The organism is Pseudonocardia endophytica, assembly GCF_004339565.1.
In the GTDB taxonomy this organism is placed as follows: domain Bacteria; phylum Actinomycetota; class Actinomycetes; order Mycobacteriales; family Pseudonocardiaceae; genus Pseudonocardia; species Pseudonocardia endophytica.
Genome location: NZ_SMFZ01000001.1, coordinates 2,015,128 through 2,039,370, shown reverse-complemented (window position 1 = coordinate 2,039,370; position 24,243 = coordinate 2,015,128). Strand labels below are relative to the sequence as shown.

Annotated in this window: 20 protein-coding genes; 7 read left to right on the top strand and 13 right to left on the bottom strand. The window is 74.1% G+C overall.

Going from position 1 to position 24,243, the window contains the following annotated elements; translation table 11 throughout:
- Positions 1-7: 7 nt before the first annotated feature.
- The 3 genes from EV378_RS09110 to EV378_RS09100 are packed head-to-tail and all read left to right on the top strand — an operon-like array spanning position 8 to position 3,113.
- Positions 8-1,606, top strand: coding sequence for a sensor histidine kinase (locus EV378_RS09110; protein ID WP_132422603.1), 1,599 nt, complete (start codon positions 8-10; stop codon positions 1,604-1,606).
- Positions 1,603-2,277, top strand: a complete 675-nt coding sequence (locus EV378_RS09105) for a response regulator (protein WP_132422601.1) — start codon at positions 1,603-1,605, stop codon at positions 2,275-2,277. The genes EV378_RS09110 and EV378_RS09105 overlap by 4 nt, the downstream gene beginning before the upstream one ends.
- Entirely contained in the window at positions 2,274-3,113 is an 840-nt protein-coding gene (locus tag EV378_RS09100; protein ID WP_132422599.1) for an MBL fold metallo-hydrolase, read from the top strand. Before EV378_RS09105 ends, EV378_RS09100 begins: the two co-directional genes overlap by 4 nt.
- 357 nt (positions 3,114-3,470) lie before the next feature.
- Here EV378_RS09100 and EV378_RS09095 read toward each other — a convergent pair whose 3' ends face one another.
- Together EV378_RS09095 and EV378_RS09090 are read right to left on the bottom strand one after the other, a co-directional pair.
- Complete coding sequence (locus tag EV378_RS09095; protein ID WP_132422597.1) at positions 3,471-4,352, bottom strand: alpha/beta fold hydrolase; 882 nt, start codon at positions 4,350-4,352, stop codon at positions 3,471-3,473.
- A 25-nt stretch (positions 4,353-4,377) separates the two neighbouring features.
- The gene (locus EV378_RS09090) at positions 4,378-5,094 is read right to left on the bottom strand and encodes a TetR/AcrR family transcriptional regulator C-terminal domain-containing protein (RefSeq protein ID WP_132422595.1); all 717 of its coding nucleotides are present in this window, start codon (positions 5,092-5,094) and stop codon (positions 4,378-4,380) included.
- A 39-nt stretch (positions 5,095-5,133) separates the two neighbouring features.
- Here EV378_RS09090 and EV378_RS09085 point away from each other — a divergent pair, with 39 nt between their 5' ends.
- Complete coding sequence (locus EV378_RS09085; protein WP_132422593.1) at positions 5,134-6,558, top strand: FAD-dependent oxidoreductase; 1,425 nt, start codon at positions 5,134-5,136, stop codon at positions 6,556-6,558.
- Between the two features lie 102 nt (positions 6,559-6,660).
- On the opposite strand, the gene mihF is transcribed toward EV378_RS09085, so the two are convergent.
- Together mihF and EV378_RS09075 are read right to left on the bottom strand one after the other, a co-directional pair.
- A complete protein-coding gene (gene mihF, locus EV378_RS09080; protein WP_132422591.1) occupies positions 6,661-6,972 on the bottom strand; it encodes an integration host factor, actinobacterial type in 312 nt (103 codons plus the stop codon).
- Between the two features lie 160 nt (positions 6,973-7,132).
- Positions 7,133-8,611 (bottom strand): NAD(P)/FAD-dependent oxidoreductase, encoded by a 1,479-nt coding sequence (locus tag EV378_RS09075; protein WP_243653358.1) that lies wholly within the window; start codon positions 8,609-8,611, stop codon positions 7,133-7,135.
- A 182-nt stretch (positions 8,612-8,793) separates the two neighbouring features.
- On the opposite strand from EV378_RS09075, the gene asnB reads away from it, so the two are divergent.
- Entirely contained in the window at positions 8,794-10,380 is a 1,587-nt protein-coding gene (gene asnB, locus EV378_RS09070; RefSeq protein ID WP_132422589.1) for an asparagine synthase (glutamine-hydrolyzing), read from the top strand.
- Positions 10,381-10,396: 16 nt separating this feature from the next.
- On the opposite strand, the gene EV378_RS09065 is transcribed toward asnB, so the two are convergent.
- The 5 genes from EV378_RS09065 to EV378_RS09045 form a co-directional block, all read right to left on the bottom strand.
- The gene (locus EV378_RS09065) at positions 10,397-10,975 is read right to left on the bottom strand and encodes a pyridoxamine 5'-phosphate oxidase family protein (RefSeq protein WP_132422587.1); all 579 of its coding nucleotides are present in this window, start codon (positions 10,973-10,975) and stop codon (positions 10,397-10,399) included.
- Between the two features lie 87 nt (positions 10,976-11,062).
- Positions 11,063-11,911 (bottom strand): nitrilase-related carbon-nitrogen hydrolase, encoded by an 849-nt coding sequence (locus EV378_RS09060; RefSeq protein WP_132422585.1) that lies wholly within the window; start codon positions 11,909-11,911, stop codon positions 11,063-11,065.
- Between the two features lie 61 nt (positions 11,912-11,972).
- Positions 11,973-13,994, bottom strand: coding sequence for an LCP family protein (locus EV378_RS09055; RefSeq protein WP_165922207.1), 2,022 nt, complete (start codon positions 13,992-13,994; stop codon positions 11,973-11,975).
- Between the two features lie 1,558 nt (positions 13,995-15,552).
- The gene (locus tag EV378_RS09050; protein ID WP_243653357.1) at positions 15,553-16,542 is read right to left on the bottom strand and encodes a hypothetical protein; all 990 of its coding nucleotides are present in this window, start codon (positions 16,540-16,542) and stop codon (positions 15,553-15,555) included.
- Positions 16,543-16,613: 71 nt separating this feature from the next.
- Entirely contained in the window at positions 16,614-17,480 is an 867-nt protein-coding gene (locus tag EV378_RS09045) for a LytR/AlgR family response regulator transcription factor (RefSeq protein ID WP_132427635.1), read from the bottom strand.
- A 626-nt stretch (positions 17,481-18,106) separates the two neighbouring features.
- Here EV378_RS09045 and mftD point away from each other — a divergent pair.
- Complete coding sequence (gene mftD / locus EV378_RS09040; RefSeq protein WP_132422581.1) at positions 18,107-19,324, top strand: pre-mycofactocin synthase MftD; 1,218 nt, start codon at positions 18,107-18,109, stop codon at positions 19,322-19,324.
- A gap of 12 nt (positions 19,325-19,336) precedes the next feature.
- Here the strand turns inward: mftD and EV378_RS09035 are convergent, their stop codons facing one another.
- From EV378_RS09035 to EV378_RS09020, 4 genes are all read right to left on the bottom strand, one after another.
- Positions 19,337-20,215 carry an oxidoreductase gene (locus tag EV378_RS09035; RefSeq protein WP_132422579.1) on the bottom strand — a complete coding sequence of 293 codons (879 nt, stop codon included), beginning with the start codon at positions 20,213-20,215 and terminating at the stop codon, positions 19,337-19,339.
- A gap of 275 nt (positions 20,216-20,490) precedes the next feature.
- Positions 20,491-21,891, bottom strand: coding sequence for a PepSY-associated TM helix domain-containing protein (locus EV378_RS09030; protein WP_165922206.1), 1,401 nt, complete (start codon positions 21,889-21,891; stop codon positions 20,491-20,493).
- A complete protein-coding gene (locus tag EV378_RS09025; RefSeq protein ID WP_132422575.1) occupies positions 21,885-22,607 on the bottom strand; it encodes a DUF5134 domain-containing protein in 723 nt (240 codons plus the stop codon). Before EV378_RS09025 ends, EV378_RS09030 begins: the two co-directional genes overlap by 7 nt.
- Before the next feature lie 128 nt (positions 22,608-22,735).
- Positions 22,736-23,320 carry a sigma-70 family RNA polymerase sigma factor gene (locus tag EV378_RS09020; RefSeq protein ID WP_132422573.1) on the bottom strand — a complete coding sequence of 195 codons (585 nt, stop codon included), beginning with the start codon at positions 23,318-23,320 and terminating at the stop codon, positions 22,736-22,738.
- Here EV378_RS09020 and EV378_RS09015 point away from each other — a divergent pair.
- Positions 23,319-24,185, top strand: a complete 867-nt coding sequence (locus tag EV378_RS09015) for a zf-HC2 domain-containing protein (RefSeq protein WP_132422571.1) — start codon at positions 23,319-23,321, stop codon at positions 24,183-24,185. The genes EV378_RS09020 and EV378_RS09015 overlap by 2 nt on opposite strands.
- The last annotated feature ends 58 nt before the right edge of the window (positions 24,186-24,243 follow it).

The following is a 24,243-nucleotide window of genomic DNA, read 5'->3' as shown; positions in this document are numbered from 1 at the left end:
TGTGCCCATGCGACGGCGCAGGTCCCTGTCCCGGCAGCTGCTGGTGTGGCAGCTGGGGGTCGTCGTCGTGCTGCTCGGCGCCGTCGCGGCACTGGCCGTGGTGCAGTCGCAGGCGGCGTTCCGGGACACCCAGGGCCGTCGGATGTTGTCCGCCGCCGAGGACGTCGCCGCCGTGCCGACCGTCCGCTCGGCGCTCACGTCCGGCCGGTTCGACCTGCTGCCCGCGTTCGCGCGCAGCGCGGAGAACCTGTCCGGCGCGGACGAGATCGTGATCGTGGACGGGCGGTCGATCGTGCGGACGTCCCCGGACCCGGCGCAGGTCCGGACGGTGTTCGACTCCGGGGAGAGCACGGCGCCCGCCGGGCGGTCGTGGGTCGGGAACCCGGACGGGCGCACGGTCGTCGCGCAGGTGCCGATCATCGGCGACCGGAGCGAGGTGATCGGGCTGGTCTCGGCGGGAATCCGGGCACCGTCACCGTTGGAGGCGCTGTCCGCGGCCCGCGGGGAGGTGCTCGCGCTGCTGGGGCTCGCGCTCGTGGTCGGCGTGGCCGGTTCGCTGATGCTGGCCTCCAGGGTGCGACGGCAGACGCTCGGCCTGGAACCGGACGAGATCGTCGAGCTGGTGCAGCGGCGGGAGGCGATGCTGCTCGGGATCAAGGAGGGCGTCGTGGGCCTGGACACGGCCGACCGGATCACGCTGCTCAACCCCGTCGCCCGTGAGCTGCTCGACCTGCCGGACGCGAGTCCCGGCGACCACCTGGACACGCTCGACATCGACCCCCGCCTGCGGGACGTGCTGACCGGCGCGTCCGCCGGAGAGGACCAGCTCGTGCTGGCCGGCACGCGCGCGCTCGTGCTGAACCGGATGCCGGTCGGGCTCGACGGGCGACGTGTCGGCGCCGTCGTCACGCTGCGGGACCGGACAGAGCTGCTGACGCTCGAACAACGCCTCGACGCGTCCCGCACGGTCACCGACACGCTGCGCGCCCAGGCGCACGAGTTCTCCAACCGGCTGCACACGATCGCCGGGCTGACCGAGCTCGGGGAGCACGACGAGGTGCGCCGGTTCGTGGCCGGGATCGTCGAGGCGTCCGAGGCGTGGCGGCGGGAGGTCGTGGCCAGGGTCGGGGACGCCGCGGCCGCCGCGCTGCTCGTGGCGAAGGCCAGCCGGGCCGCGGAACGTGGTGTCGAGCTGGCGTTCGCGCCGGACGCCCGGCTGCCCGCCGTCGCGCCGGGGTCGGACCCGGAGCTGTCGGCGGACCTGGTCACCGTGCTCGGCAACCTGGTGGACAACGCGATCGACGCCGTCGTCGGCGCGCCGGGCGAGCGCGGCCGGGTGGAGATCGGGCTGTCCACCGAGGACGGTGCCGTCGAGGTCCGGGTGCGCGACACCGGGCCCGGCGTCGCGACCGAGCTCGTCGAGGAGGTCTTCCGGTCCGGGTTCAGCACGAAGGTCGCCGGCTCCGGCGGTGGCCGCGGTCTGGGCCTTGCGCTCGCCCGGCAGGCGTGCCTGCGGCGCGGCGGCGGCATCACGCTGCACAACGACGGCGGCGCCGTGTTCGTCGCCCGCCTCCCGCTGCGGGCCGGGGTGGTGGTCGGAGCGTGAACGTGCTCGTCGTCGACGACGACTTCATGGTCGCCCGCGTGCACTCCGGCTACGTCGAGCGGATCGACGGCTGTCGCGTCGTCGGCGTCGCCCATCGCGGGGACGAAGCGCTCGAGCGGGCGGCCCAGCTGAAACCGGACCTGGTGCTGCTCGACGTGTACCTGCCGGACGTCAGCGGTATCGAGGTGCTGCGCGGCCTGCGGACCGGCGCGCCGGACGATCCGTTCGTGCTGGTCGTGACGGCGGCGGACGACCCGGACACGGTGGCCGCCGCGCTGCACGGAGGGGCGCTGCACTACCTGGTCAAGCCGTTCGACCAGAAAGCCCTGGCGGAGCAGGTGCGGCGCGCCGAGCGGATCCGCCGCGACCTCGGCGGACTGCGCGGCCAGGAGGACATCGACCGGCTGTTCGGCGGTACGGCGTCGGCACCCGCGCCGGCGGTACGGTTGCCGAAGGGCCTGACCGAGCCGACCGCGGACCTCGTCGCGCGCGTGCTGCGCGAGAGCGCGGGGGACCTGTCGGCCACCGAGTGCGCCGAGGCGGCGGAGCTGTCCCGGGTCAGCGCCCGTCGCTACCTGGAGCACTTCGTCGGCACCGGTGCCGCGACGGTCCGGCTGCGGTACGGCGGCACCGGTCGTCCGGAGCGCCGCTACTCCTGGGTGGGGCGATGACGGCCTGGATCTGCGTCACCTGCGGCGTGCAGCACCCGGACGCGCCGCAGCCGCCGCCCGGGTGTGCGGTGTGCGAGGACGAGCGGCAGTTCGTCGGGCCCGACGGTCAGCGGTGGACCGCGCCGGACGAGCTGGCCGCCGGGCATCGCACCGTGCTGGCCCAGGTGGAGGCGGACCTGGTCGGGATCGGGGTCGAGCCGTCCTTCGCGATCGGGCAGCGCGCGCTACTGGTGCGCACCCCGGACGGGAACGTCCTGTGGGACTGCGTCCCGCTGCTCGACGACCACGCCAGGGCCGAGGTCGCCGCGCTCGGCGGGATCCACACGATCTGTGTCTCGCACCCGCACTTCCACGCCGCGATGGTCGACTGGGCGGACCACTTCGACGCCAGGATCCTGCTCGCTCGGTCCGATGTGGACTGGGTGCGCAGGCCGTCGGACCGGGTGGAGGTGTTCGACGAGTGGTCCGAACCGGTGCCGGGCGTGACCGTCGTCCGTGTGGGCGGACACTTCGCCGGCTCGACGGTGCTGCACCGGCAGGCCGCGGACGGCCGCGGAGTGCTGCTGACCGGCGACTCGATCCAGGTCGTCGCGGACCGGCGCTGGGTGAGCTTCCTCTGGAGCTACCCGAACATGCTCCCGCTCGACGAACGCACGGTCCTCGGCATCGCCGAGAGGGTCGGCGCGTTCCGGTTCGAGCGCCTCTACGGCGGGTGGTGGGAGAGGCGGATCGACGCCGGAGCGGACGAGGCCGTCGCCCGCTCCGCCGAGCGGTACGTCGCCCGCCTGCGCGGCGAGCGCCCGGACGGTCACCCGTCACGCCCGCCCGGCAGTTGACCGCACCGGCATGATCGGCGGAACCGGCCGATCGCGCCAGGTCCGGCGTTCCCGTGCCGCTTCCGCTGATCATGGTCGCGGGGTGCGGGGTCGCCGGCCGGTGAGGGCGAGCCGTGGTGCCGGGCCGTGCTGCATGATCGCCGCGAGTGGTCGCACCGCGCCGTATCTGGCGCCTCTGTGCCACTTCGGCCGATCATGGTCGCGCGGTGTCGGGTTCTGGGCTGGCTCTGGGCTGCGTGATCGGCGGAACCGGCCGGATCGCGCCGTATCTGGCGCGCCCGTGCCACTTCGGCCGATCATGGGCGGCTGGGCGGCTGGGCGGCTGGGCGGCTGGGCGGCTCGGCGCTGGACGCCGGGTCAGCGGCGACGCGCGGCACCTTCGGACACGGCGGCGTGCGACAGGATCGCCTCGGCGACGGGGCTCACCACCGTCGACGGCAGGGCGTGCCCCATCCCGGGAACCGTGACCAGCCGGGCCGCGCCGCCGATCTTCTCGACCAGGTGCGACGCGTGCGGCGGAGGGTTCACCGGGTCCTCCGGTGCTTCCACGACGAGCGTCGGAACGGTGATCGTGGCGAGCTCCGCGCCGCGGTCCAGGCCGTCCGGGTCGGCCATGGAGTGCGCGGCGGGCGAGTCCGACCGTCCGGCGTGGGCCATCAGGCGCTGCTCCAGCGCGCGGAACTCGAGCCCGTCGAACGGCAGCGCCGTCCCGTGCAGGCGACGCCAGTGCTCCACGCGCCAGGCCAGCTCGCCGCGCTCGTCGCGCGGGTCGGTCATCTCCTGCCACATCCGCAGGACGTCGCGGGTCGGCCCGGGCAGCCCGTCGCGGTCCGCGGAGAGCGCCGCCGTGCACAGCAACGTCGTGCTGGCCAGGCGGTCCGGCGCGTCCAGAGCCATGACCTGGGCGAGCGTGCCGCCCATCGACATCCCGACGACGTGTGCCCGGTCGATCCCGCACGCGTCGAGCACGGCGATCGCGTCGCCTGCGAGGTCCGCGATCCCGTACGGGTGCTCCTCGAACGCGTGGGTGGACCGGCCGGTGTCGCGGTGGTCGTAGCGGACCACCCGGTGCCGCGTGCGCAGGCGCTCCACGAACGCGTCCGGCCAGGCGATCCCGGACGTGTCGGCGCCCATCACCAGCAGCACCGCCTCGCCGGGCAGCCCGTCGCCGATGCCCGCCGGCGGCAGGTCCTGCACCCACAGCGAGACGCCGGGCTCGACCTCGACCTCGCGTTCCACGCCGGTCAGCCTGCCAGGCAACCGATCACCCGTCCGCGCGGCCCTCGATCGTGCCCGCGAGCCCGTCGAGCAGCCAGCCGAGCGTGCGCTCCACGGTCTGCGGCGGCGGGGCGAGCCGGCCCGGGTCCGCCGCCCACGCGCTGAAGTGCGGGTACCGGCCGGACGCGGCGATCCGGTCGAGGTAGGGCTGCGCCGCGTCGGAGAGGTCGCGCTCGGTCGTGAGGCCGGTACGGGCGCGCATGGCGGTCTCCTCGAGCAGCGCCAGCCCGGCGCCGAGTACGTGTCCGAGCACGGTCGAGACGCAGCCCATCCGGGTGGCCGCATCGAGGTCGTGGCCGTCGAGCAGGGCGAGCGCGCGATCGTGCACGGCCAGGGCGTGCGGCCCGAGTGGCGGGCGGCTGAACGCGAGCCGGGCGAACCACGGATGCCGCCCGACGGCAGCCCATGCGGACTCGCCGAGTCCCCGCAGCCCGGCGCGCCAGCCCGCATCGTCGGGGACCGTCATCTCGGCGTAGACGGCGTCGGCCATCAGGTCGTGCAGCCCGGTCTTGCTGCCGCCGACCCAGCGGTAGAGCGCCATCGGGCTGCGGACGCCGAGGTCCCCGGCGAGGTCGCGCATCGTCACGTCGCGGTGCGGGTCGGCGTCCGCGGCGGCGACGGCGGCGGCCACGACCCGCTCGCGGGACAGCCCGTCGCGCCGGGCGGGCGCGCCCGCGTCGTCGAACCAGGGGAGCGAGGTCATGGTGGCGCGAGCCTACCGCGGCGTGTACAACGTACATCTATGAGTGGACAACGTACACGTGACGTGGTGGTGATCGGCGGTGGCCTGGTCGGGCTGACCACGGCGCTGGAGCTGTGCCGGCACGGCGTGGACGTCCTGCTGGTCGAGAAGCACGCGGTGACGTCGCCGCAACCGAAGGCACGCCGGTTCGGCTTCCGCAGCATGGAGGTGTTCCGGTCGCTCGGGCTGGCCGGCACGGTCCGCGACGCCGCCCGCGACCTCGCCGGGCACGACCGGTTCGCGGCCGGGGAGACGCTCGCCACGAGTGAGCTGCAGCCGATGTGGGGCGGCGCGCCGATCGAGCCGTCGCCGGAGCTGGTCGGACCGGAGCCGCCGAGCCTGGTCGCGCAGGACGTGCTGGAGCCGGTCCTGGCCGCCGCGGCCGCCGACGCGGGTGCCGAGGTCCACTTCGGATTCGCCGTCACCGGCGTCGCGCCGGACGCGCACGGCGTCACGGTGGAGACGGCCGAGGGGCCGGTGCGGGCCCGCTACGTCGTCGCCGCGGACGGGGCGCGCAGCCCGGTCCGCGAGGCGCTCGGCGTGACCCGCTCCGGTCCGGGCGCCGTCGGCGCGCCCGCCGTGAACGTCTACTTCCGCGCCGACCTCGCGCCGCTCGTCGCGGACCGTCCGTTCAACCTGTGCACGGTCGCGGGCGGTGCGTTCGCGTCGGTGGACGGGCGCCACCGGTGGGTGTTCATGACGAGCGCGGGCCGGCAGGACTGGCCGGCGGTGCTGCGGTCGGCGATCGGTGCTCCGGTGCCGGACCTGGAGGTGCTGTCCGTCCTGGACTGGTGCCCGGAGGTGCGGGTCGCGGACCGGTTCCGGGTCGGGCGCGTGCTGCTCGCCGGCGACGCCGCGCACGTCATGCCGCCGTGGGCCGCCGCAGGCGCGAACACCGGTATCGCCGACGCGCACAACCTCGGCTGGAAGCTCGCCGCCGTCCTGCGGGGCGAGGCGTCCGACGCGCTGCTGGACAGCTACGACGCCGAACGCCGCCCGACGGCCGCGTTCGTCGCCGACCAGTCGGTCCGGCGCTCGTCGGCACGCGGCGTCCCCGACCAGGAGATGGCGCACCCGTTCGTCCTGTCCGCGGAGAGCATCGCCTACCCGGAGGGCGCGTTCGTCCGCGACGACGACCGGGAGGAGCCGGTCACGGCGTTCGCACCGACCGGGCGCGCCGGCGTCCGCGTCCCGCACCGCTGGCTCGACGACGCGCGCACGACGTCCACACTGGACCTCGCGGGTCCGGGCTGGGCCACCGACGTCGACGGCGGAGAGCGCGTCCTGCTGCGCCCGGACGGCGTCGTGGCGTGGCGCGGCGCCGACCCGGACGGGCCGGAACGCCACCGGAGGGAGCTGCTCGCCGCCCGGGCCCTGCCGGGCGGGAGTCGTGATCGACGAGGGTGTCGTGATGGAGACCCGTGACGGCGGCGCGTCCCCTCCGCGCCGGGCACCGGGTCCCGAAACGACGACCGCCGCACTCCCTCGATCACGAGGGGTGCGGCGGTCGTCGAAGAAACGCCGGACTCAGCCGACGGCGGAGATGAGCGCCTCACGCTGGCGCTCGCCGAGGCCAGCGGCCCGGCGGGACGCGTCGATCCCGGTCTCCTCCAGCACCTTGGAGACCTTCGCCGGGCCCCAGCCCGGGACGCTCTTGAGCAGGTCCGCGACCTTGGTCTTGCCGACGATCTGGTCGGTCTTGGCGCGGCCGAGCACCGAGGGGATCGTCTCCTCGCCGCTGGCGATCTTGTCGCGGAGCTCCTTGCGGGCCGTGCGCGCGGCGGCGGCCTTCTTGAGCGCCTCCTGGCGCTGTTCCGGAGTCAGGGTGGGCAGGGCCATCGCTGACGCCTCCTCTCGGATCCGAACACCCGTGCGGGTGGCTCACGTCTCGCAGGTCGCCGTACAGGGTTGCAGAGCCGACCTGCGGACCTGCGAGAACCCCCTGTTCACAGCGTGTCGTGTGCGGATTCGAGGGGTGGAACGCCCGATTCGTCCGGAATCAGGACGCTGCGCTGCGCTCCTGCTGCGACGGGCGGTCCCGTCCGTCCGCCGGCCGTGCGCGCGGGTCGACGTGTGACCGGTGTTCCGCCGGTTCGTGCAGGTTGTGGTGCTCGTCCGTGACGTCCTCGTCGTACGACGCCGTCACGCTGATCAGGCGGTGGCCGCGGAACCGCGCGTAGCGCAGCGACCGGACCCAGTTGAACAGCGTGCCGAGCCGGTTGCCCCACCCGATCAGGAACATCACGTGCACGTAGCACCACAGCAGGTAGCCGAGGATGCCGGTGAACTTCAGGCCCCGCACGTCCGCGACGGCCTCGCGGGCGCCGATCGTGGCCATCGAGCCCTTGTCGAAGTAACGGAACGGTGCGGGCGTGGTGTCGTCACCCGCCGCGCGCGCGGCGACGAGCTTGCCCACGTAGGTGCCCTGCTGCATGGCGACCTGCGCGACTCCCGGCAGGTGGTCGATCGTCGAGACCATGTCGCCGATCGCGTAGACGTCGCGGCGGCCGGGCAGGCTGCAGTCCGGGTCGACGGCCAGGCGTCCGGCACCGTCCACCTCGGTCCCGGTCGCCTTCGCGAGCGTCTCGGCCAGCGGGGAGGCCTGCACACCCGCCGCCCAGACCTTCGTGCGGGCGACGATGCGCTCCTCGCCCTGCGGGCCCTTCACCGTGATCGAGTCGGCGTCCATGTCCGTGGCCATGGTGTCCAGCCGGATCTCGACGCCCTTCTTCTCGAGCGTGCGTTTCGTGTAGCGCTGCAGGCGTGCCGCGAACGGCGGGAGCACGGCGGGCGCGCCGTCGAGCAGGATGATCCGCGCCTGCCGGGTGTCGATCGTCCGGTACTCCTTGGGCAGCACGTGATGGGCGAGCTCGGAGAGCTGTCCGGCCACCTCGACGCCGGTCGGCCCCGCGCCCACGACGACGAACGTCATGTACGCCCGCTGCTCGGCCGGGTCCGTCGCGACCTCGGCGAGCTCGTAGGCGCCCAGGATGCGGCTGCGCAGCAGGCGCGCGTCCTCGATCGTCTTCATGCCCGGCGCGTGCTCGGCCCACTCCGGGTGCCCGAAGTAGGCGTGCGTCGCGCCACCGGCGACGATCAGCGTGTCGTAGGGCAGCGCAACGTGCTGCCCGTCCGGCGCGGACGCGTGCACGATCTTGTTCTCGAGGTCGATGTCGCCGACCTCGGCGAGCAGTGTGCGCGCGTTGCGCTGCTTCTTCAGCACCCGCCGCAGCGCGGGCGCGATCAGCCCTGGGGACAGGATGCCGGTCGCGACCTGGTAGAGCAGCGGCTGGAACAGATGGTGGTTGGTGCGATCGACGACGGTGACGTCGACGTCGGCGTGGCGCAGCGCCTTGGCCGCCTGCACACCACCGAAGCCACCGCCCACGATCACGACCCGGTGCCGGCTCTGCCGCCGGTCGTCGTTCTCGGTCACGTCGTCCGCCCTCTCCATCGCGTACGGGCGGCTCGACCTCACGGCGGGTGCCGTACGAGGATGCCCGGTGCCGGCTCCTTCGACGACGGACATGCCGCCCGACCCACAACGGTATTGACCGCCCGTGGCCCGGGCAAACGTCGGACCCCGTTACGACCTGGCGGGATGAACGAACTCACAGCATTCGGACGGACGGGGCCCGAGAACCATGCGAAAGTGGAGTCATGTGCGGGATCGTCGCGGCATTCGGTGACATCGAGAACGACCGGAGATCCGGAAAGTTCGACCGGATGCTGGAGAAGGTCGCGCACCGCGGGCCCGACGACATCGGCTCCGAGACGGTGGGCCGCGCCTGGCTCGGCCACCAGCGGCTGTCGATCATGGACGTCAGTGGTGGGCACCAGCCGATGGCCGACTCCGCGCAGACGGCGTGGATCGTCGGCAACGGCGAGATCTACAACCACGAGCGGATCTCGGCCGGGTTCCCGGACGGCACCGTGCGCACCAAGTCGGACACCGAGGCCGCGCTGCACGCCGTGATGCGCGACGGCCAGATCGCCGTCGGGTCGCTGAACGGGATGTTCGCCGTCGCGATGGCCCGCACCGACTCGAGCGGGCTCGTCGCGCGCGACCCGGTCGGCGTCAAGCCGCTGTACTGGATCCCGCCCTACGACGTCGACGACGACTCCGTCCCGTACACCTCGCCCGACCCGGACGCGACGGTGCTGTTCGCCAGCGAGCTGCGCGCGTTCGACGACGCCGACCGTCCGCACGTCGAGTCGTTCCCGCCCGGATGCCTGTGGAGCCCGTCGTCCGGCCTGGTCCGGTACGCCGACGCGGTCCCGGTAGAGGTGCGCCCCGCCCGCCGCGCGGACCGTCCGACCTGGGACGACTCCGTGCTCACCGACGTCCGCGATGCGGTGGTCGCCGCCGTGAAGCGGCGGATGATGTCGGACGTCGGCGTCGGCGTGTTCCTGTCCGGCGGTCTGGACTCGGCGCTGGTCGCCGCCATCGCCGCCGAGCACGCCCGGTCCAAGGGCGAGGTCCTGCCGACGTTCGCCGTCGGCACCGAGGACTCGGGCGACCTGATCGCCGCGCGCAAGGTGGCCGCGCACATCGGCTCGGACCACCACGAGATCGTCGTGACGGCCGAGGACCTACGCGGGGCGCTGGACCACGCCGTCGAGGTGATCGAGCACTACGACCCGGCACTGGTGCGCAGCGCGGTGCCGAACCTGCTGCTGGCCGAGGAGGCGTCGAAGAAGGTCAAGGTCGTGCTCACCGGCGAGGGCGCCGACGAGCTGTTCGCCGGCTACGAGTACATCCACGGCGAGGAGTACGCCGACCCGGACGCGCTGCACGCCGAGCTGGTCCGCTCGCTGGAGCAGCTGCACCACCTGAACCTGCAGCGCTGCGACCGCACGACGATGTACTACGGCCTGGAGGCCCGCGAGCCGTTCCTGGACTCCGCGCTGATCCGCACGGCGCTGGCGCTGCCACCGGAGTGGAAGCAGCGCCCGGACGGGCGCCCGGAGAAGGCGATCCTGCGCGAGGCGTTCGACGGCTGGCTGCCCGATGAGCTGCTCTGGCGCGGCAAGGAGCAGTTCGGCGACGGGTCCGGCGCCGGGACAGTGCTGGCCGCGCTGGCCGAGGAGAAGGCCGCCGAGGCGGACACCCGCGACGTGCCGCGGAGCCCGGAGCACAGCTGGGCGCTGCGCAGCGACGAGGAGATCCTCTACTACTCGATCTGGCAGCGGCACTTCGCGGGCATCCGCCCGGACGAGGTGCTCGGAGCGTTCGCGACGGCCTGAGGCCGCTCGGCGCGGTTCAGCCCGCGTCCGGGCGGGTGGCCCTGGCGGCGTCCGCCATCCGCTTGAGCCCCGGCACGCCGTCGGCGTTCCCCCAGCCGTCGGGCTCCCAGACACCGGACATCTTCAGCGCGCGCCCGCAGTGCACGTAGGTGTCGTCGACGTCGACGACGAGTGCGAGCGGCGGCGGGTCGTCCCACAGCCCGAGGACGTCCGGGTCGGTGACGATACGGGCCGTGCCGTGCACCCGGAGCACGTGCAGCACCGTCGGCACGCAGAACGCCAGCCCGACCGCCGGGTTCTCCAGCACGTTGCGCAGCGTGTCCACCCGGCGGTTGCCGGGACGCTCGGCGAGAGCCAGCCGCCGGCCGTCGTCGAGTACCCGCACGGAACCCGGCTCCCCGCCGCGCGGTGTCACGGTGACGGCACCGTCCGGCCCCGACGTGCCGACGAACACCAGCGGTGAGGCCGCGACGAACGCGGCCGCGACGTCGTCGACCCGGGGCGCCTCCTTCAGCCACACGGCCGGGTGGCTGTCCCCGACGATCTCGCGCAGCTCGGCCTGCGTGCGCACGACGTGATCGGTCCGGACGTCCATCCACCCCTCCGACTGCGTCAGGTAACCCTAACCTAGCAATCGGGAGCGGAGATCCGCCGGGATCGTCCGGTTTCTCACAGGTCCCCGCTACAGGTCGCCACCCTCGTCGAGCAGCCGGTCGACCTCGCGCCGGATCAGGCCGAGCCGGGCCTCGCGGACCAGCGGGATGTCCCGACGACGGCGGCGGACCTGGTTGATGTCGATGTCCACGTTCAGCACGTGCTCGTCGTGCTCGACGCACTCGGCGACGACGTCGCCCCACGGGTCGACGACGTGGCTGCCGCCCCAGAACCGCAGCTTGCCCTCCTCGCCGACGCGGTTCACGAACACGACGTAGAGCTGGTACATCCGGCCGAAGAACTGGGTGATCCCGCGCCAGTAGTCGCGGCTGTCGTAGCGCTCCGGGAACATGCTCTGGGCGCTCGCGGCCGGCACCAGCATGACCATCGCGCCGTCCTGGGTGGCCAGGAACGCGAGCTGCGGCTGCCACGCGTCGTTGCAGATCAGGGTGGCGGCGCGGTGGCGTCCCTCGAGCACCGGAAACGCCCGCGACGTCTGCCCCGGCAGGAAGTGCTTGCGCTCCTCGAAGATCGAGTAGTTCGGCAGGTACAGCTTGCGGTGGACGTGCACCAGCCTGCCGTTCTCGAAGTAGGCGGCGCTGTTGTAGGTGTGCAGCCCGTGCGCCTGGGCCTCCGGGAACGCGAGCAGCACACCCTTGTCGGTCTTGTCGGCGAGCCGGTGCAGGCGCTCGTCGTCGAGGGTCATCGACACGTCGTCGTCGACCTCGCCGACGCCGAAACCGGACAGGAACAGCTCCGGGAAGACGACGATGTCCGACCCGTCGGCGGCGGCGTCCGAGATCACCTTCTCGGCGCGGTCGGCATTGGCGTCGACGTCGCCGAGTCGGGAGTCGAGCTGGGCGAGGGTGATCCGCATCGGGTCATTGTGGGGTGCGCCCGACCGGCCCGTCACCAGGGGTCACCGGCGCAGGCGACGCTCAGTTCCCGGTGCGACGCGAGGACGCGGCGTAGGGCTCGACGGCGGCCGGTGTGCTGCTCGGAGCGGACGCGCCCGCCGTCTCGCCGTCGGTCTGTTCGCCCGCGCTGCCCGGCGCGGGGGCGCCGGAGATGGACGCGCACGCGTCGGCGACGGACTGCGGTGCCGCGGACGCGGCGGGCGGCGGGTTCGGTCCGGAGGACGGTGTCGCGGACGGCGAGGCCGACGTGCTCGGCGCGGGCGCCGCACCGTCCGCCGGGAGCGGAGGCGGCGGCGCGATCGCCTTCTGCACGACCTCCTGCATGTACGGCACGTCCGGGTCGGCCGTGTCGAAGGTGCCGTTCGGCCCGTCCGGGTCCGGCAGGGTCGGATCGAACGCGACGCTCTCCAGCTTGAAGCCTTCGTCGGCCAGCACGGCCAGCGCCGGCAGGACCTGCTGCGGCATGTCCGTGTAGACGGTGTCCTTCGTCGCCGCGGCGATCTGCTGGAACCGGGCGAGGATGTCGAACGAGCTCTTCTCGTTGATCACGGCCTGGATGAGGCAGCGCTGCCGGCCCATGCGCTGGTAGTCCGTGCCGTCACGACGCGAGCGCGCGAACCACAGCGCGTCCTCGCCGTTGAGGGTCTGCACGCCGGGTTGGATGTAGCGGTCCGGCTTGACGTGCCTGCCGAACGCGGTGACGCCGCCGACCGGGATCGGCTCGGACCCGACGTTGACCGTCACGCCGCCGACCGCGTCGATCATCGACGAGAACCCGGCCATGTTGACCTCGAGGTAGTAGTCGATCGGCAGACCGGTCATGTACGAGATCGTCGACTGGAGCAGGTTCACGCCCTTGAAGGGCGTCGGGCCCGCGGGAGCCTCCTGCGGGTTCGTCTCGCCGTAGGCGTAGACGGCGTTGAGCAGGTAGTCGCCGGACAGCGGCTGCGACGGGTCGTGGAAGCCGTCCGGGAACTTCTCCGCCATCGGAGAGCCGGGCGGGAACTGGGCGCGCTGGATGTTGCGGGGGAGGCTGAACAGGGTCGTCCGGCCGGTCTGGGTGTCGATGCTGGCCAGCATCATCGAGTCGGTGCGCGTACCGGTCCGGTCCGGTCCGGCGTCGCTGCCGAGCAGGAGCACGTTCAGCCGCGGCTTGCCGAGCGCTTCGGCGGCGTCCGTCCCGCCGCCCTTGAACAACGACTCGAGCAGCCCGCGCTGGGAGTTCAGGAGATCGACGCCGTACCCGAACGGCACGGCGATGACCAGGCACAGCACGGCCGCCATACCGGTGCCGAACACCTTCTTGCCCAGCACCATGTCCCGTGGTCGGGCGAGCGCGTACGTCCGCGCGATGACCGCGATCCAGGCGACGCCCGCGACGATCAGCGCGATCGCGATGACGGTCAGCGCCGTCGGCGACAGCAGGTTCGTGAGCAGCGTCGACCGGCGCAGGACCAGCACCAGCACCGCGATCGTCACGACGATCAGCGCGAGCGTCCCGAGGATCAGCCCACCGGTGCGGCGCCGCTTCATGGCCAGGTGGCCGGTGCCGGGGAGTGCGGTGGAGGCCGCGGTGAGTCCGATCGCGGCACGCAGGGTGCGACGAGCGGTGTCCGGTGTCCGGCGCTTCTCGGCGTTCTTCGACTTCTGCGCGGCAGCCTTCGACGGGGCGGCCGTCGCGCCCGCGCGGGCCGCGTCCCCGGGTCGTGGTGAGCGCGGAGGGCGCTGCGGCGGCCGGGTGGCGCGCGTGGGCGACTCGGCGCCCGCCGCGGCAGCGCTGCCCGCCGCGGCCGTCCCCGTGCGCGCGGTGGAACGCGACCTGCTCCGCGCGCTTCCGGGCTCGCCCCCGCGGTCGCCCTGCGACGTGCCGGGACGACGGGTGGTGCGGACGGTCGTCGACTCGATCGGCCGGACGGTGGCGCGCGTCGGTGACGCTGCCTCCCGGCCACGCGGCACGATCGGGATCTCGCCGCTCAGCCGGGCGGCGCGGTCGCGCTCGGGTGAGTCGGCCTCGCTGTCCTCGGCCTGACGGCGCCGGTGCACGGCGGCGGTGTCCGGGCGTCGGCTCGGTGGTCCGCCCGCGTCGGCCGTCGCCCGGCCCGCCCCTGTCCGATCCGCCCCTGTCCGATCCGCCCCTGCGCGGACCGGCTCGCGCCGGCGCGGCGGGCCGTCGGTGCCGCGGGACGGGGTGCCCGGTGCGGCATGCTCCGAGGTGCCGGGGGGAGGACCGCCCGGCGCCGGACCACCGCCGCCCGGCGGTCCACCACCGTTGGCCGGGCCTCCGCCACCTGCCGGGCCGCGGCCGCTGTTCGGGCCGCCGGTCGCCGGGCCGGCGCTCCGCCCCGGCCCGCCCTGTCTCGGACCGCCGTCCGCGGGGCCGCGCCGGCCGGGAGCGCCCGGTGCCGGGCCGTCGCCGCCGGGAGCAGGAGCGTGCGGGGGAGCGCCCCGCGCCGGAGCGGCGGGCGGGGGAGCCGCCTGCGGGCCACCCGACGGTGCCGGGCCGTCGCCGCGAGAAGGAGCGTGCGGGGGAGCACCCTGGGCGGACGGTGTCGGGCCGCCCGGTGCCGCAGCACCCGGAGGCGGGCCGGACGGCGCTGGGCCACCGGAGCCGGGACCACCCGGGCCGGGACCGCTGGGGCCCGGGCCGCCGGGACCGCGGCCGGCGGGTGTGCCGCCGTTCGGAGTCCCACTGGACGGCGCCGGACCGGAACCGGGACGCGACGGCCCACCGCCGGGTGGACGCCGGTCGGCACCCGGTGCCGGGTCGGCGGACGACGGGCCACCGGGCGGGGGCATGGGCGGACCGGGAGGCGGTGTCGGCGGACCGGGGTGCGACGCCGGCGGACCCGGAGGCGGCGTCGGAGGGCCGGGAGGTGGTGCGGGTGGGCCCTGGCGACCGGGGGGCGGTCCCCCCGCCGGCGGACCCTGCGGTCCGGGACCACCCGGTCCGGCACCGCCGGGAACGGGACCGTCCTGGTCGGCCGGGGGACGCTCCGTCGTCGAACCTCGGCGTACGGAACGGATGTCGGTCGGCCTGCTGTCGCTGTGCCGGGTGCCGGAGCGTGTCCACCCGGTCGCCGGGCGGTCGGAGCGGGCCGCCTCCTCGGCGGCCAGCCGCTCCCGACGGCGCGGCCAGTGCCCGGCGTCGGCCTGCTGATCGGACGGGTTGCCCGGGGTGTCGGCACGCGACGGCGGACGACCGGGTGTGCCGTCCGGGCGCGGAGGGGTGCGACGCGGGTCGTCGCGCGCCCCCGAGCCGGGCCGCGCGCCATGTCTGCCGGTCGGGGCGGGCTGGTCGTCCTCCTCGTCGCCGCCGGAGCGGGGCGACCGGTCGTCCGGCCGGTCGGGCGGGCGCGCCGACCGTCGGCCGTGCCCGCGAGGGCGGTTCTCGTCCACGAGGGCACCCCCTTCTGCGGTCGGCGGGACGGGGCCGGAACCCGTCGTATCGGTCGTTCGGCCTCACCGTCGTTCGGCACGCGGCCGCGCTGCCGCCCTTCGGTTCCGGCCGAGCGTACTTGCTGTGATCACGATCTCCGTGGGGCCCCACCCACCCATGTGGGTCACCCGTGGTCACAGTGTCCGCGCTCCCGCGCGCCGTCGCCTACTGGAACGAGACGAACACGGGCGGTGCCGGTCGGACGGCGTAGGTCTGGGCCGGGGTGAACATCGGGGTGTCCTCGTCGTAGAAGTTCTTCCAGCCCCACCAGAGGCCCTTCGGTGCCGGGGCGGAGTGCAGCGTGTTCCAGGTGCCCATCTTGGTGCCGGGGTCGCCGAAGCCGTCCGCGTGCAGGACCGTCGCCAGCTCCCGGTGCGAGGTGACCACCTCCGCCCGGTCCGGGATCATCGCGACGCGGAACTGGTGCAGCAGGAACACCTTCTGCGGCAGGTTCTTCCGTCTGGTCAGGTCGGCCAGCCACGCGGACGTGCGGTTGATCTCGGCCGCACCGACCGAGCCGATCTGGGCGCGGTGCCGCTGCCCGGGTGCCAACCGCCACTCCGGGTCGAGGGCCAGCCCGACGTTCGGCCGGGACAGCAGCGGCTCGTACCGGCGGGCCTGGGACAGGAAGTCCGCCCGGCCGGGCTGCAGATCGAGGACGACGTAGACACCCGCCTTCTGGGCCGCGTCGACCCAGGGCCGCAGCTGGTCGACCGTCGACTCCGCCGAGTAGTCGCCGTCGGCGCCAGGGGCCGAGTCGGCGACCGTCGCGATCAGCTCGAACGCGGGGACGACGGGCTCCTCGACCAGCGGCTGGTAGGAGGCGGCCAGCTTCGTGACCCGGTCGATCGACTGCGGGATGCCCTGCTCGCCGAGGACGCCGAGACCGGGTGTGTCCGGATGCCCGTAGAGCGCGACCATCCGGCGCCCCGGGAACACCTGCGTCCCACCGCCGATGAGCTGCGGCACGGGGGGTGGCGGAGCGGCCTGGGTCGTGGCCTGCGGCAGTCGGGTCTGTGGGGTCTGTGGGGTCTGTGCGGGCGCCGACGAGCACCCCGCGAGCACGCCGGTGACGAGCAGCGCGCACAGCACGATCATCAGGAGGGAAGAACGACGACGCGGAGCGTGGCCGATGCCGGCCGGGATCGGTATCACCGGTCACCAGATTAGGTGACCCGTTCACGCTCCGCTATGCGACGCGCACGCTTCGAGGCCGACGAATCCGGTCAGCGCGGGAGGACGGGCCCGTCCGGTCCGTCCTCCGGGCCACCGCGCGGCGGGCGCGGCGGGCGGCCGCGCAGGATCCGCTTGAGCCCGGCCGTGTGCCTGCGGCTGACCGGGAGCTCGACACCGCCCGCCCCCTGCCCGAGCCGCACCACGTAGCCCGACCCGGACATCCGGAGCTCGGTGATCAGGTGCAGGGCGACCAGATACGCCCGGTGGATGCGGACGAACCCGGCGTCGCCCCACCGGTCCTCGAGCACCGAGACCGGGATCCGGACGAGGTGGCTGCCCTCGGTCGTGTGCAGCCGGGCGTAGTCGCCCTGCGCCTCCACGAAGCGGATCGACGAGCGAGGGATGATCTTCGTCGTGCCCGCGAGCTCGACCGGGATGACCTCGTCGTCGGTGTGCTCGGGGACCGCCCGCCGGGCGGCCGTCGCACCCGGGGCGGGCGCCGCCGCCACCGTGGGCGCGGTCGTCGGGGCGCTCCGGCCGCCGCGGAGCGCGATCGTGCGGTCCAGCGCGCCGGCCAGCCGCTCGGTGCGCAGCGGCTTCAGCAGGTAGTCGACGGCGCCGACCTCGTACGCGTCGACGGCCCGGTCGTCGTGCGCGGTCACGAACACCACCGGCGGCGGGTCGGCCATCGCGTTCAGCACCCGGGCCAGCTCGAGTCCGTCCAGGCCGGGCATGCGGATGTCCAGGAACACGACGTCGATCCGGACCGGTGCACCGCCGTCGCTGCCGTGCAGGATCCGCAGCGCCTCCGTGGCGTTCGGTGCGGTGAGCACGTTCCCCACCCGAGGGTCCTCCCCGAGCAGGTGCGCGAGCTCCAGGAGGGCGGGCTCCTCGTCGTCGACGGCGAGTGCCGTCATGCCGCCGGACGGCGGCTCGGGGAGCGGTGCCTGCGGCATGCCCGGTGCGGGCTGGGGCACCGGCTGGGTCGTGCGGCCCGGCGCGGAGCGGTCGCCGGCGAGTCCGATCGGGCGGTGATGGTCGCGGTGATGGTCCGGGTCGACCCCGAGCGGGGCGTGTGCGCCGGGGGCGGGCGCGCCCGCCCGGTACCCGGACGGGTATCCGCTCTGGGGGCCGGGCCGGCCGCCGGAAGCGTGCCCACCCCGCGCGTGGCTGTACACGGCTCCTCCTCGCCGCGGGCGTCCCGCCCGCTGACCGGTGACTGCGGGCACACCGTATCGAGCATGCGGCGCGTCACCTGCAGGCGGTCCGGGCTGGGCGGTCCACCGGTCCGGCGTCGTCCGTTCGGGTCAGATCCGCTGCCCACGGTGGCCGACGCGGCGCCGGAGCGGGGAACGGCACCGCCGGGGTCACCCCGTACGGCCCTCCCCGCGGCACCCGGACGGCCCGGCGGGGACCCCGGAACCTCTCGGACGGGATCGCCCCCCACGTTCGGACAGGTCGCGGCCTCGCGCACTGTGGCACTCGGTGCCGAATGGCTAGGGTGCACGTCACCGACCGAGACACGGCGAAGGAGCCCGCGCCCATGGCGAGCACGAAGGACTGGTTCGAGACCGTCGCGGAGGCCCAGCGCCGCGCGAAGAAGCGCCTCCCGCGGTCGGTGTACTACGCGCTCGTGGCCGGCGCCGAACAGGGCATCACGCTCTCCGACAACGTGGCCGCGTTCGACGAGCTCGGCTTCCGTCCGCACATCGCCGACCTGCCGCCGCAGCGCGACCAGAAGACGACGGTGCTCGGCCAGGAGATCGACTTCCCGGTCGTCATCTCCCCGACCGGCGTCCAGGCCGTCGACCCGGAGGGCGAGGTCGCCGTCGCCCGTGCCGCCGCCTCCTCGAACATCCAGAACCCGCTGAACCCCGAGCAGACGGTGTCGACGGCGATGGGTCTGTCGTCGTTCGCGTCGCGTTCGGTCGAGGACGTCTGCGCGGTCAACGACAAGGTCTTCTTCCAGGTCTACTGGGCGGGTTCGCGCGACGACATCCTGGCCCGCGCCATGCGCGCCAAGGAGGCCGGCGCGAAGGCGCTGATCGTCACGCTGGACTGGACGTTCGCCACCCGGCGCGACTGGGGCAGCCCGCCCATCCCGGAGAAGATGGACCTCAAGGCGATGGCGCAGTTCGCACCCGAGGTGATCACCAAGCCGCGCTACCTGTACGACTGGATCAAGACCGGCGCGCTGCCGGACCTGACCACGCCGAACATGGCGGCGCCCGGTCAGGACCCGCCGACGTTCTTCGGCGCGTACGGCGTGTGGTGGACCTCCCCGCTGCCGACCTGGGAGGACATCGCCTGGCTGCGCGAGCAGTGGGGCGGGCCGTTCATGCTCAAGGGGATCGTGCACCCGGACGACGCCCGCCGCGCCGTCGACGCGGGCGCCTCGGCGATCTCGGTGTCCAACCACGGTGGCAACAACCTCGACGGGACGCCGGCCTCGATCCGCGCGCTGCCCGGGATCGTCGACGCCGTCGGCGACCAGATCGAGGTCCTGCAGGACGGCGGCATCCGCCGCGGAGCGGACGTGGCGAAGGCGGTCGCGCTGGGCGCCAAGGCCTGCCTGATCGGCCGCGCCTACCTGTGGGGCATGGCGGCGCAGGGCGAGCGGGGTGTCACGAACGTGCTGTCGATCCTCTACAAGGGAATCGACGAGGCGCTGCTCGGGCTCGGGAAGAACTCGATCCACGAGCTGTCCCGCGACGACCTGATCATCCCGGACACCTTCACCCGGGGCGTCAGCAAGCTCTGAGTCACCTCCGGGTCACACCGGGTACGGCACGCCGGTCAGGTCCTCGGAGAGATCCCACAGGCGGCGTCGCACGGCACGGTCGTGCGATGCCGCCGAGGACCCGACCGGGACCGGCGCGCCCCACATCTCGCCCGGCCCGCCCGGCCCGATGTACATGCCGCCCGGCAGGTCCGGCGCGGTCGCGGCGTGCAGTGTCGGGAGTGCACCGTCCTCACCGGACTGTGCGATCACCTTGTTCAGCACACCCATCACGGCGTCCGCGACGGTCTCGGTGCGGGACTGCAGGTTCGTCGCCGCGTAGCCGGGGTGTGCGGCCATCGACCGCAGCCGGGAGCCGGAGCCGGTGAACCGGTACTCCAGCTCGTAGGCGAACATCAGACAGGCCAGTTTGGACTGTCCGTAGGCGGTCCAGCGCTCGTAGCGCCCGCTGTCGTAGTTGAGGTCGTCCAGCCGGATCCGGCCAAGGCGGTGCAGCCCGCTGGACAGCGTCACCACGCGATCGGTGATCCGGTCCAGCAGCAGGCCGGTCAGCGCGAAGTGCCCGAGGTAGTTCACGCCGAGCTGCATCTCGAACCCGTCGGCCGTGCGCGCCTTTGGGATCCCCATCAGGCCGGCGTTGTTGACCAGCACGTCGACCGGGTGGTCGACGCCCGCGGCGAACTCCCGCACGGACGTCAGGTCGGCGAGGTCGAGACGCCCGACCGTGACCGCGCCGCCGAGTTCGGCGGCGACCCTCCCGCCGGCCTCGACGTCGCGCACGGCCATCAGGACGCGGGCCCCCGCGTCCACCAGGGCTCGGGTGGTGGCCAGGCCGAGCCCGCTGTTCGCGCCGGTCACGACGACCGTGCGGCCCTGCTGGGGCGGGATGTCGTCGGTCGTCCAGGCAGCCATGCCCCGTGTCTACCCGATGTCGGGCCGTCCGGCCCGCGGCGAGCGCGCCACCACCGGGTGTGCTCGTTGCGTCCCGGCGCCGAGCGCCACGTCGTGGCTGCGTCGACCGCCGTAGCGCGCCGATCGATCCGGTGCGGGGATCGGGTGGCGCGTCGTGGCTGCGCCGACCGCCGGAATGTGCCGATCGATCCGGGTCGGAGATCGAGTGGCACGTCGTCGTGCCGACCGCCGGATCGGCGCCGCGTGGTCGCGGCCCGACGCGGAGTGCCGATCGGTCAGCGGTCGGCGGCCTCCAGGGCGTCGTCCGGGACGTCGGGGTCCGGCCCGGGCCCGGACCGTCCGCCGCGTTCGCGCCAGGCCTGGACCGCGCCGTCGAGCAGCAGGAACCCGATCAGCGACGCACCGAGCAGCGGGACGGCGAGGCCGAGCAGCACGGCGACCGCGCCGACCGTCGCGACCGCGTGGAGCGACGGCCGCGCCCTGGCCCCCGGCGGTCCGGCCACCCCGCCGTCGAGCGGGCGGCGGCGCCACCACATCCGGTAGCCCAGCAGCACCAGCGCGATGATCGACATCGCGAACAGCGCCAGCACGATCTGGTTGACCAGGCCGAACAGGAGTCCCATGTGGGCGTCGACGCCCCAGCGGGCCAGCTTCGCGGCGACCGGCCAGTCGTCGAAGCGCAGGACCTCGGCCACCCGCCCGGTCGCCGGATCGACGGCGGCGGAGTCCTGGCGTGTCGGCCAGCTGCGGGTGGTCTGCGCGACCGACCACGCCTCGCCCCGCCCACCGGGCACGAGCTCGACCGGGCCGTCGATCCCGGCTCCCCTGGCGGCGGCGAGCACGCGGTCGGCCTGGGTGCCGATCGTGCCCGTCGGCGCGGCGGCGCCGGCGATCTCACTGCTCACCGTCGGCGTCGACCAGTCCAGTGCGGACCGCAGCGAGGTCACGTTCGCGCCGGCGAACTGCGACCACGTCAGGCCCGTCGCGGACAGGAACAGCATGCCGATCGCGGCCCACGTCCCGATCGCGCCGTGCCAGCTGCGCAGCCGGGCGCGACCGGTACCGGCGTTGCGCGGCAACAGCATCCGCCGGATCCGCTTGTCCGGGCGGGACCGGACCGTCCACAGTGCGAGACCGGACAGCGCCAGTACCCACATCCAGGACGCCGCCATCTCGCTGTACACGCGCCCGACGTCGCCGAGCAGCAGCGTGCGGTGCAGGTCGTCGAACCAGGCGCGCACCGGGAGCCACTCGCCGTAGGTGTCCAGTGTGGTCTGGACCCGCGCCGTCGACGGGTCGACGAACACGGTGCGCGAGTAGTCGTCCGGGAGGCCCGCGTCGAACGACACCCGGGTCGTGGCGCCGGGCTCCGGCGCGGGCCGGATGTCGGTGACGGAGAGGCCGGGCTGGGTCGCGGTCGCGGCGGCGACCTGGGCGCTCAGCGGCGCCGCGGGGCCGGACGTCTGCGCGGTCAGGGCGTCCGCGTGCACGAACCGCTCGATCTGCGGCGTCAGCGTGTACAGCAGGCCGGTCGTGGCGGCGACCAGCAGGAACGGCCCGACGAACAGGCCGACGTAGAAGTGCAGCCGCACGAGCAGCGGCCGCAGGCCTGCCCACCGGTCGGCTCCCGGGGAGCGGCGGGCCGGGGCGGGCGGCGTCGGCTCCGTCGTCACCACCCGGCCACCATCCCGACGAACATCACGACCATGCCGAGGCTCATCACGGCGTGGCACACCGCGTCGGACCGCTCGCCGAGCGCGGACGGGACCGGGCGGGGCGCCGGCGCGGCGGCCGGTTCGGACTCCCCTCCGCCGACCAGAGCAGGGGTGCGAACCGGCGCGACGACCGGCTCCCTCCGCAGCGCCCGCAGCGCCCAGTACCCACAGGCGACGAGCAGCGCGACGGACACGGCCAGCGTCACGGCGACGGCCCAGCCCGCCTGGCCGCCCATCGCCATCGCATCGCCTGCCGACCCACCGCCGTGGCCGGCGTGACCCGCGTGCCCGCCCTCGCCGTCGGATCCGCTGACCGGCATGGCCATCACCAGCGGCATCGAGACCAGCATCCAGACCATCGCGGCGGCCATCAGCGCGTGCGCCGCGCCCCCGACACACGCGTGGGCCGTGCCCCGCCATCCCCGCACCGCGCGCGTCGCGAAGTAGGCGGTGAACAGCGAGAACAGCACGACCTGGAGGACCAGCCCGGTCGTCGAGAACCAGCTCCAGGTCATCACGACCATGGACACGCTCATCACGACGTGCGCCAGCTCGGCCGTCCGGCGCTCCGGCGGGAGCGGACCGGCGACCGTCGCCGAACAGCGCAGCAGGGCGTAAGCACCGGTCACCACGAAAGCGACGGTCAGCATCCACGCCAGTGGCGCTGAAGCGATCACGGTCGGCTCCTCTCGTCACGCGTCGGAACACTGGTCGTCGTGGGACGCCCCCGGGTTCCCTCGAATGTCCGACGGTGTCGACTCCGTCCGGCGGCAGATCTCGTCGCCGGACGCGGCGCAGGACCGGGTCAGGCGCGTCCGCGCAGGTCGCGGTCGCTCTTCTCCCCGGAGTCGGCATCGAGGGCGCGGACGAGATCCTCGCGCGCCCTGGCGATCCGGGAGCGGATCGTGCCGACCGGGCAGTCGCAGACGTCGGCCGCCTCCGCGTAGCCGAGCCCGATCATCTGGGTCAGCACGAACGCCTCGCGCCGGTCCGGGTCGAGCTCGTCGACCAGGGACTGCAGCAGCACCGCCTCGTGGGCCGCGGAGCGGGGAGGCGCGGTGCGGTCGGCGACCCTCTCCCAGTCGTCGACGTCGCTGGTGCGCGGCCGCCGCACGGCGGTGCGGACGGCGTCCACCGACACGCGTCGCGCGACCGCCAGCAGCCAGGTCCTGGCCGTCGACCTGCCCTCGAACGACGGGAGCGTACGCAGGGCCCGCAGGTACGTCTCCTGGGTGAGGTCCTCGGCGTCCGACGGGCCGGACAGGTGCACCAGGAACCGGTACACGTCGGTCTGCGTCGCCCGGACGAACTCGGCCACCGCGTCCGCGTCGCCGCGACCGGCCGCGAGTGCCCACGCGGTGATCGCTGCGTCGTCCGGTCGCCGGGGCATGACGGACACGGTATCCGCACGGCGCGTCCGTTCCGATGGCCGGTGTAGTTCGTCCCACGGTGCGGGAACCGACGTCGGGAACTCCTCCGGCGGTCCGGACGACTTCCTGAACATGCGCTGTGATCGATGTCGCGAGCTGGTCTCGGCCCGCCTCGACGGGGAGGACCCGCCCGACGGACGTGCGGTGGACGCGCATCTGGCCGAGTGCTCCGGCTGCCGGGTCTGGGCCGATCGCGCGGCGGCCGTCACCCGCCTCGTGCGCACCGGACCCGCAGAACCGGGTCCGGACCTGGTCGGCGCGGTCGTCACGGCGTCGGCCACGCTGGGACCCGTGGTGCGACGACGGCGTGCCGGCACCGCGGTCCGCTCCGGTCTCGCGCTCGTCGGGGTCGGTCAGCTCGTGCTGGCCACGATCGCCGTCGCCGGCGCCGCCGCGTCCGGCCACGACGGCATGCACGTCGACGGAGGGAGCGTCGCGCACGCCCTGCACGAGACGTCGGCCTGGAACCTGGCGATCGGCATCGGCTTCCTCGCCGTCGCCTGGCTCGGCGGCCGCCTGGTGGCCGGGCTGCTGCCGGTGACCGGCGCGTTCGTCGGGGTGCTGGCCGTGCTCAGCGCCGTGGACCTGGTCGCGGGCCGGGTGGAGCCGGACCGTCTGGCCACGCACGTGCTCGTCCTGGCGGGGTTCGTGCTGCTCCTGCTCCACCGCCGCGTGCTCGGTGACGACGGCGGCCGCTCGCTCCTCCGGGACCGCCGCGACCGTCGTCCCCGTCTCGCGGTCGACGCCCCGGACGCGCCCCTGCCCTGGACCGACCCGTCCGCCGGCCCCGGTGCGGTGGCGGGGAACGAGCGCCGCGCCGCCTGACCGTGTCGGACGGGCGCAGCTCCCGAGCCTCCGAGTCGGGCGGGAGGAGTTCACGCGC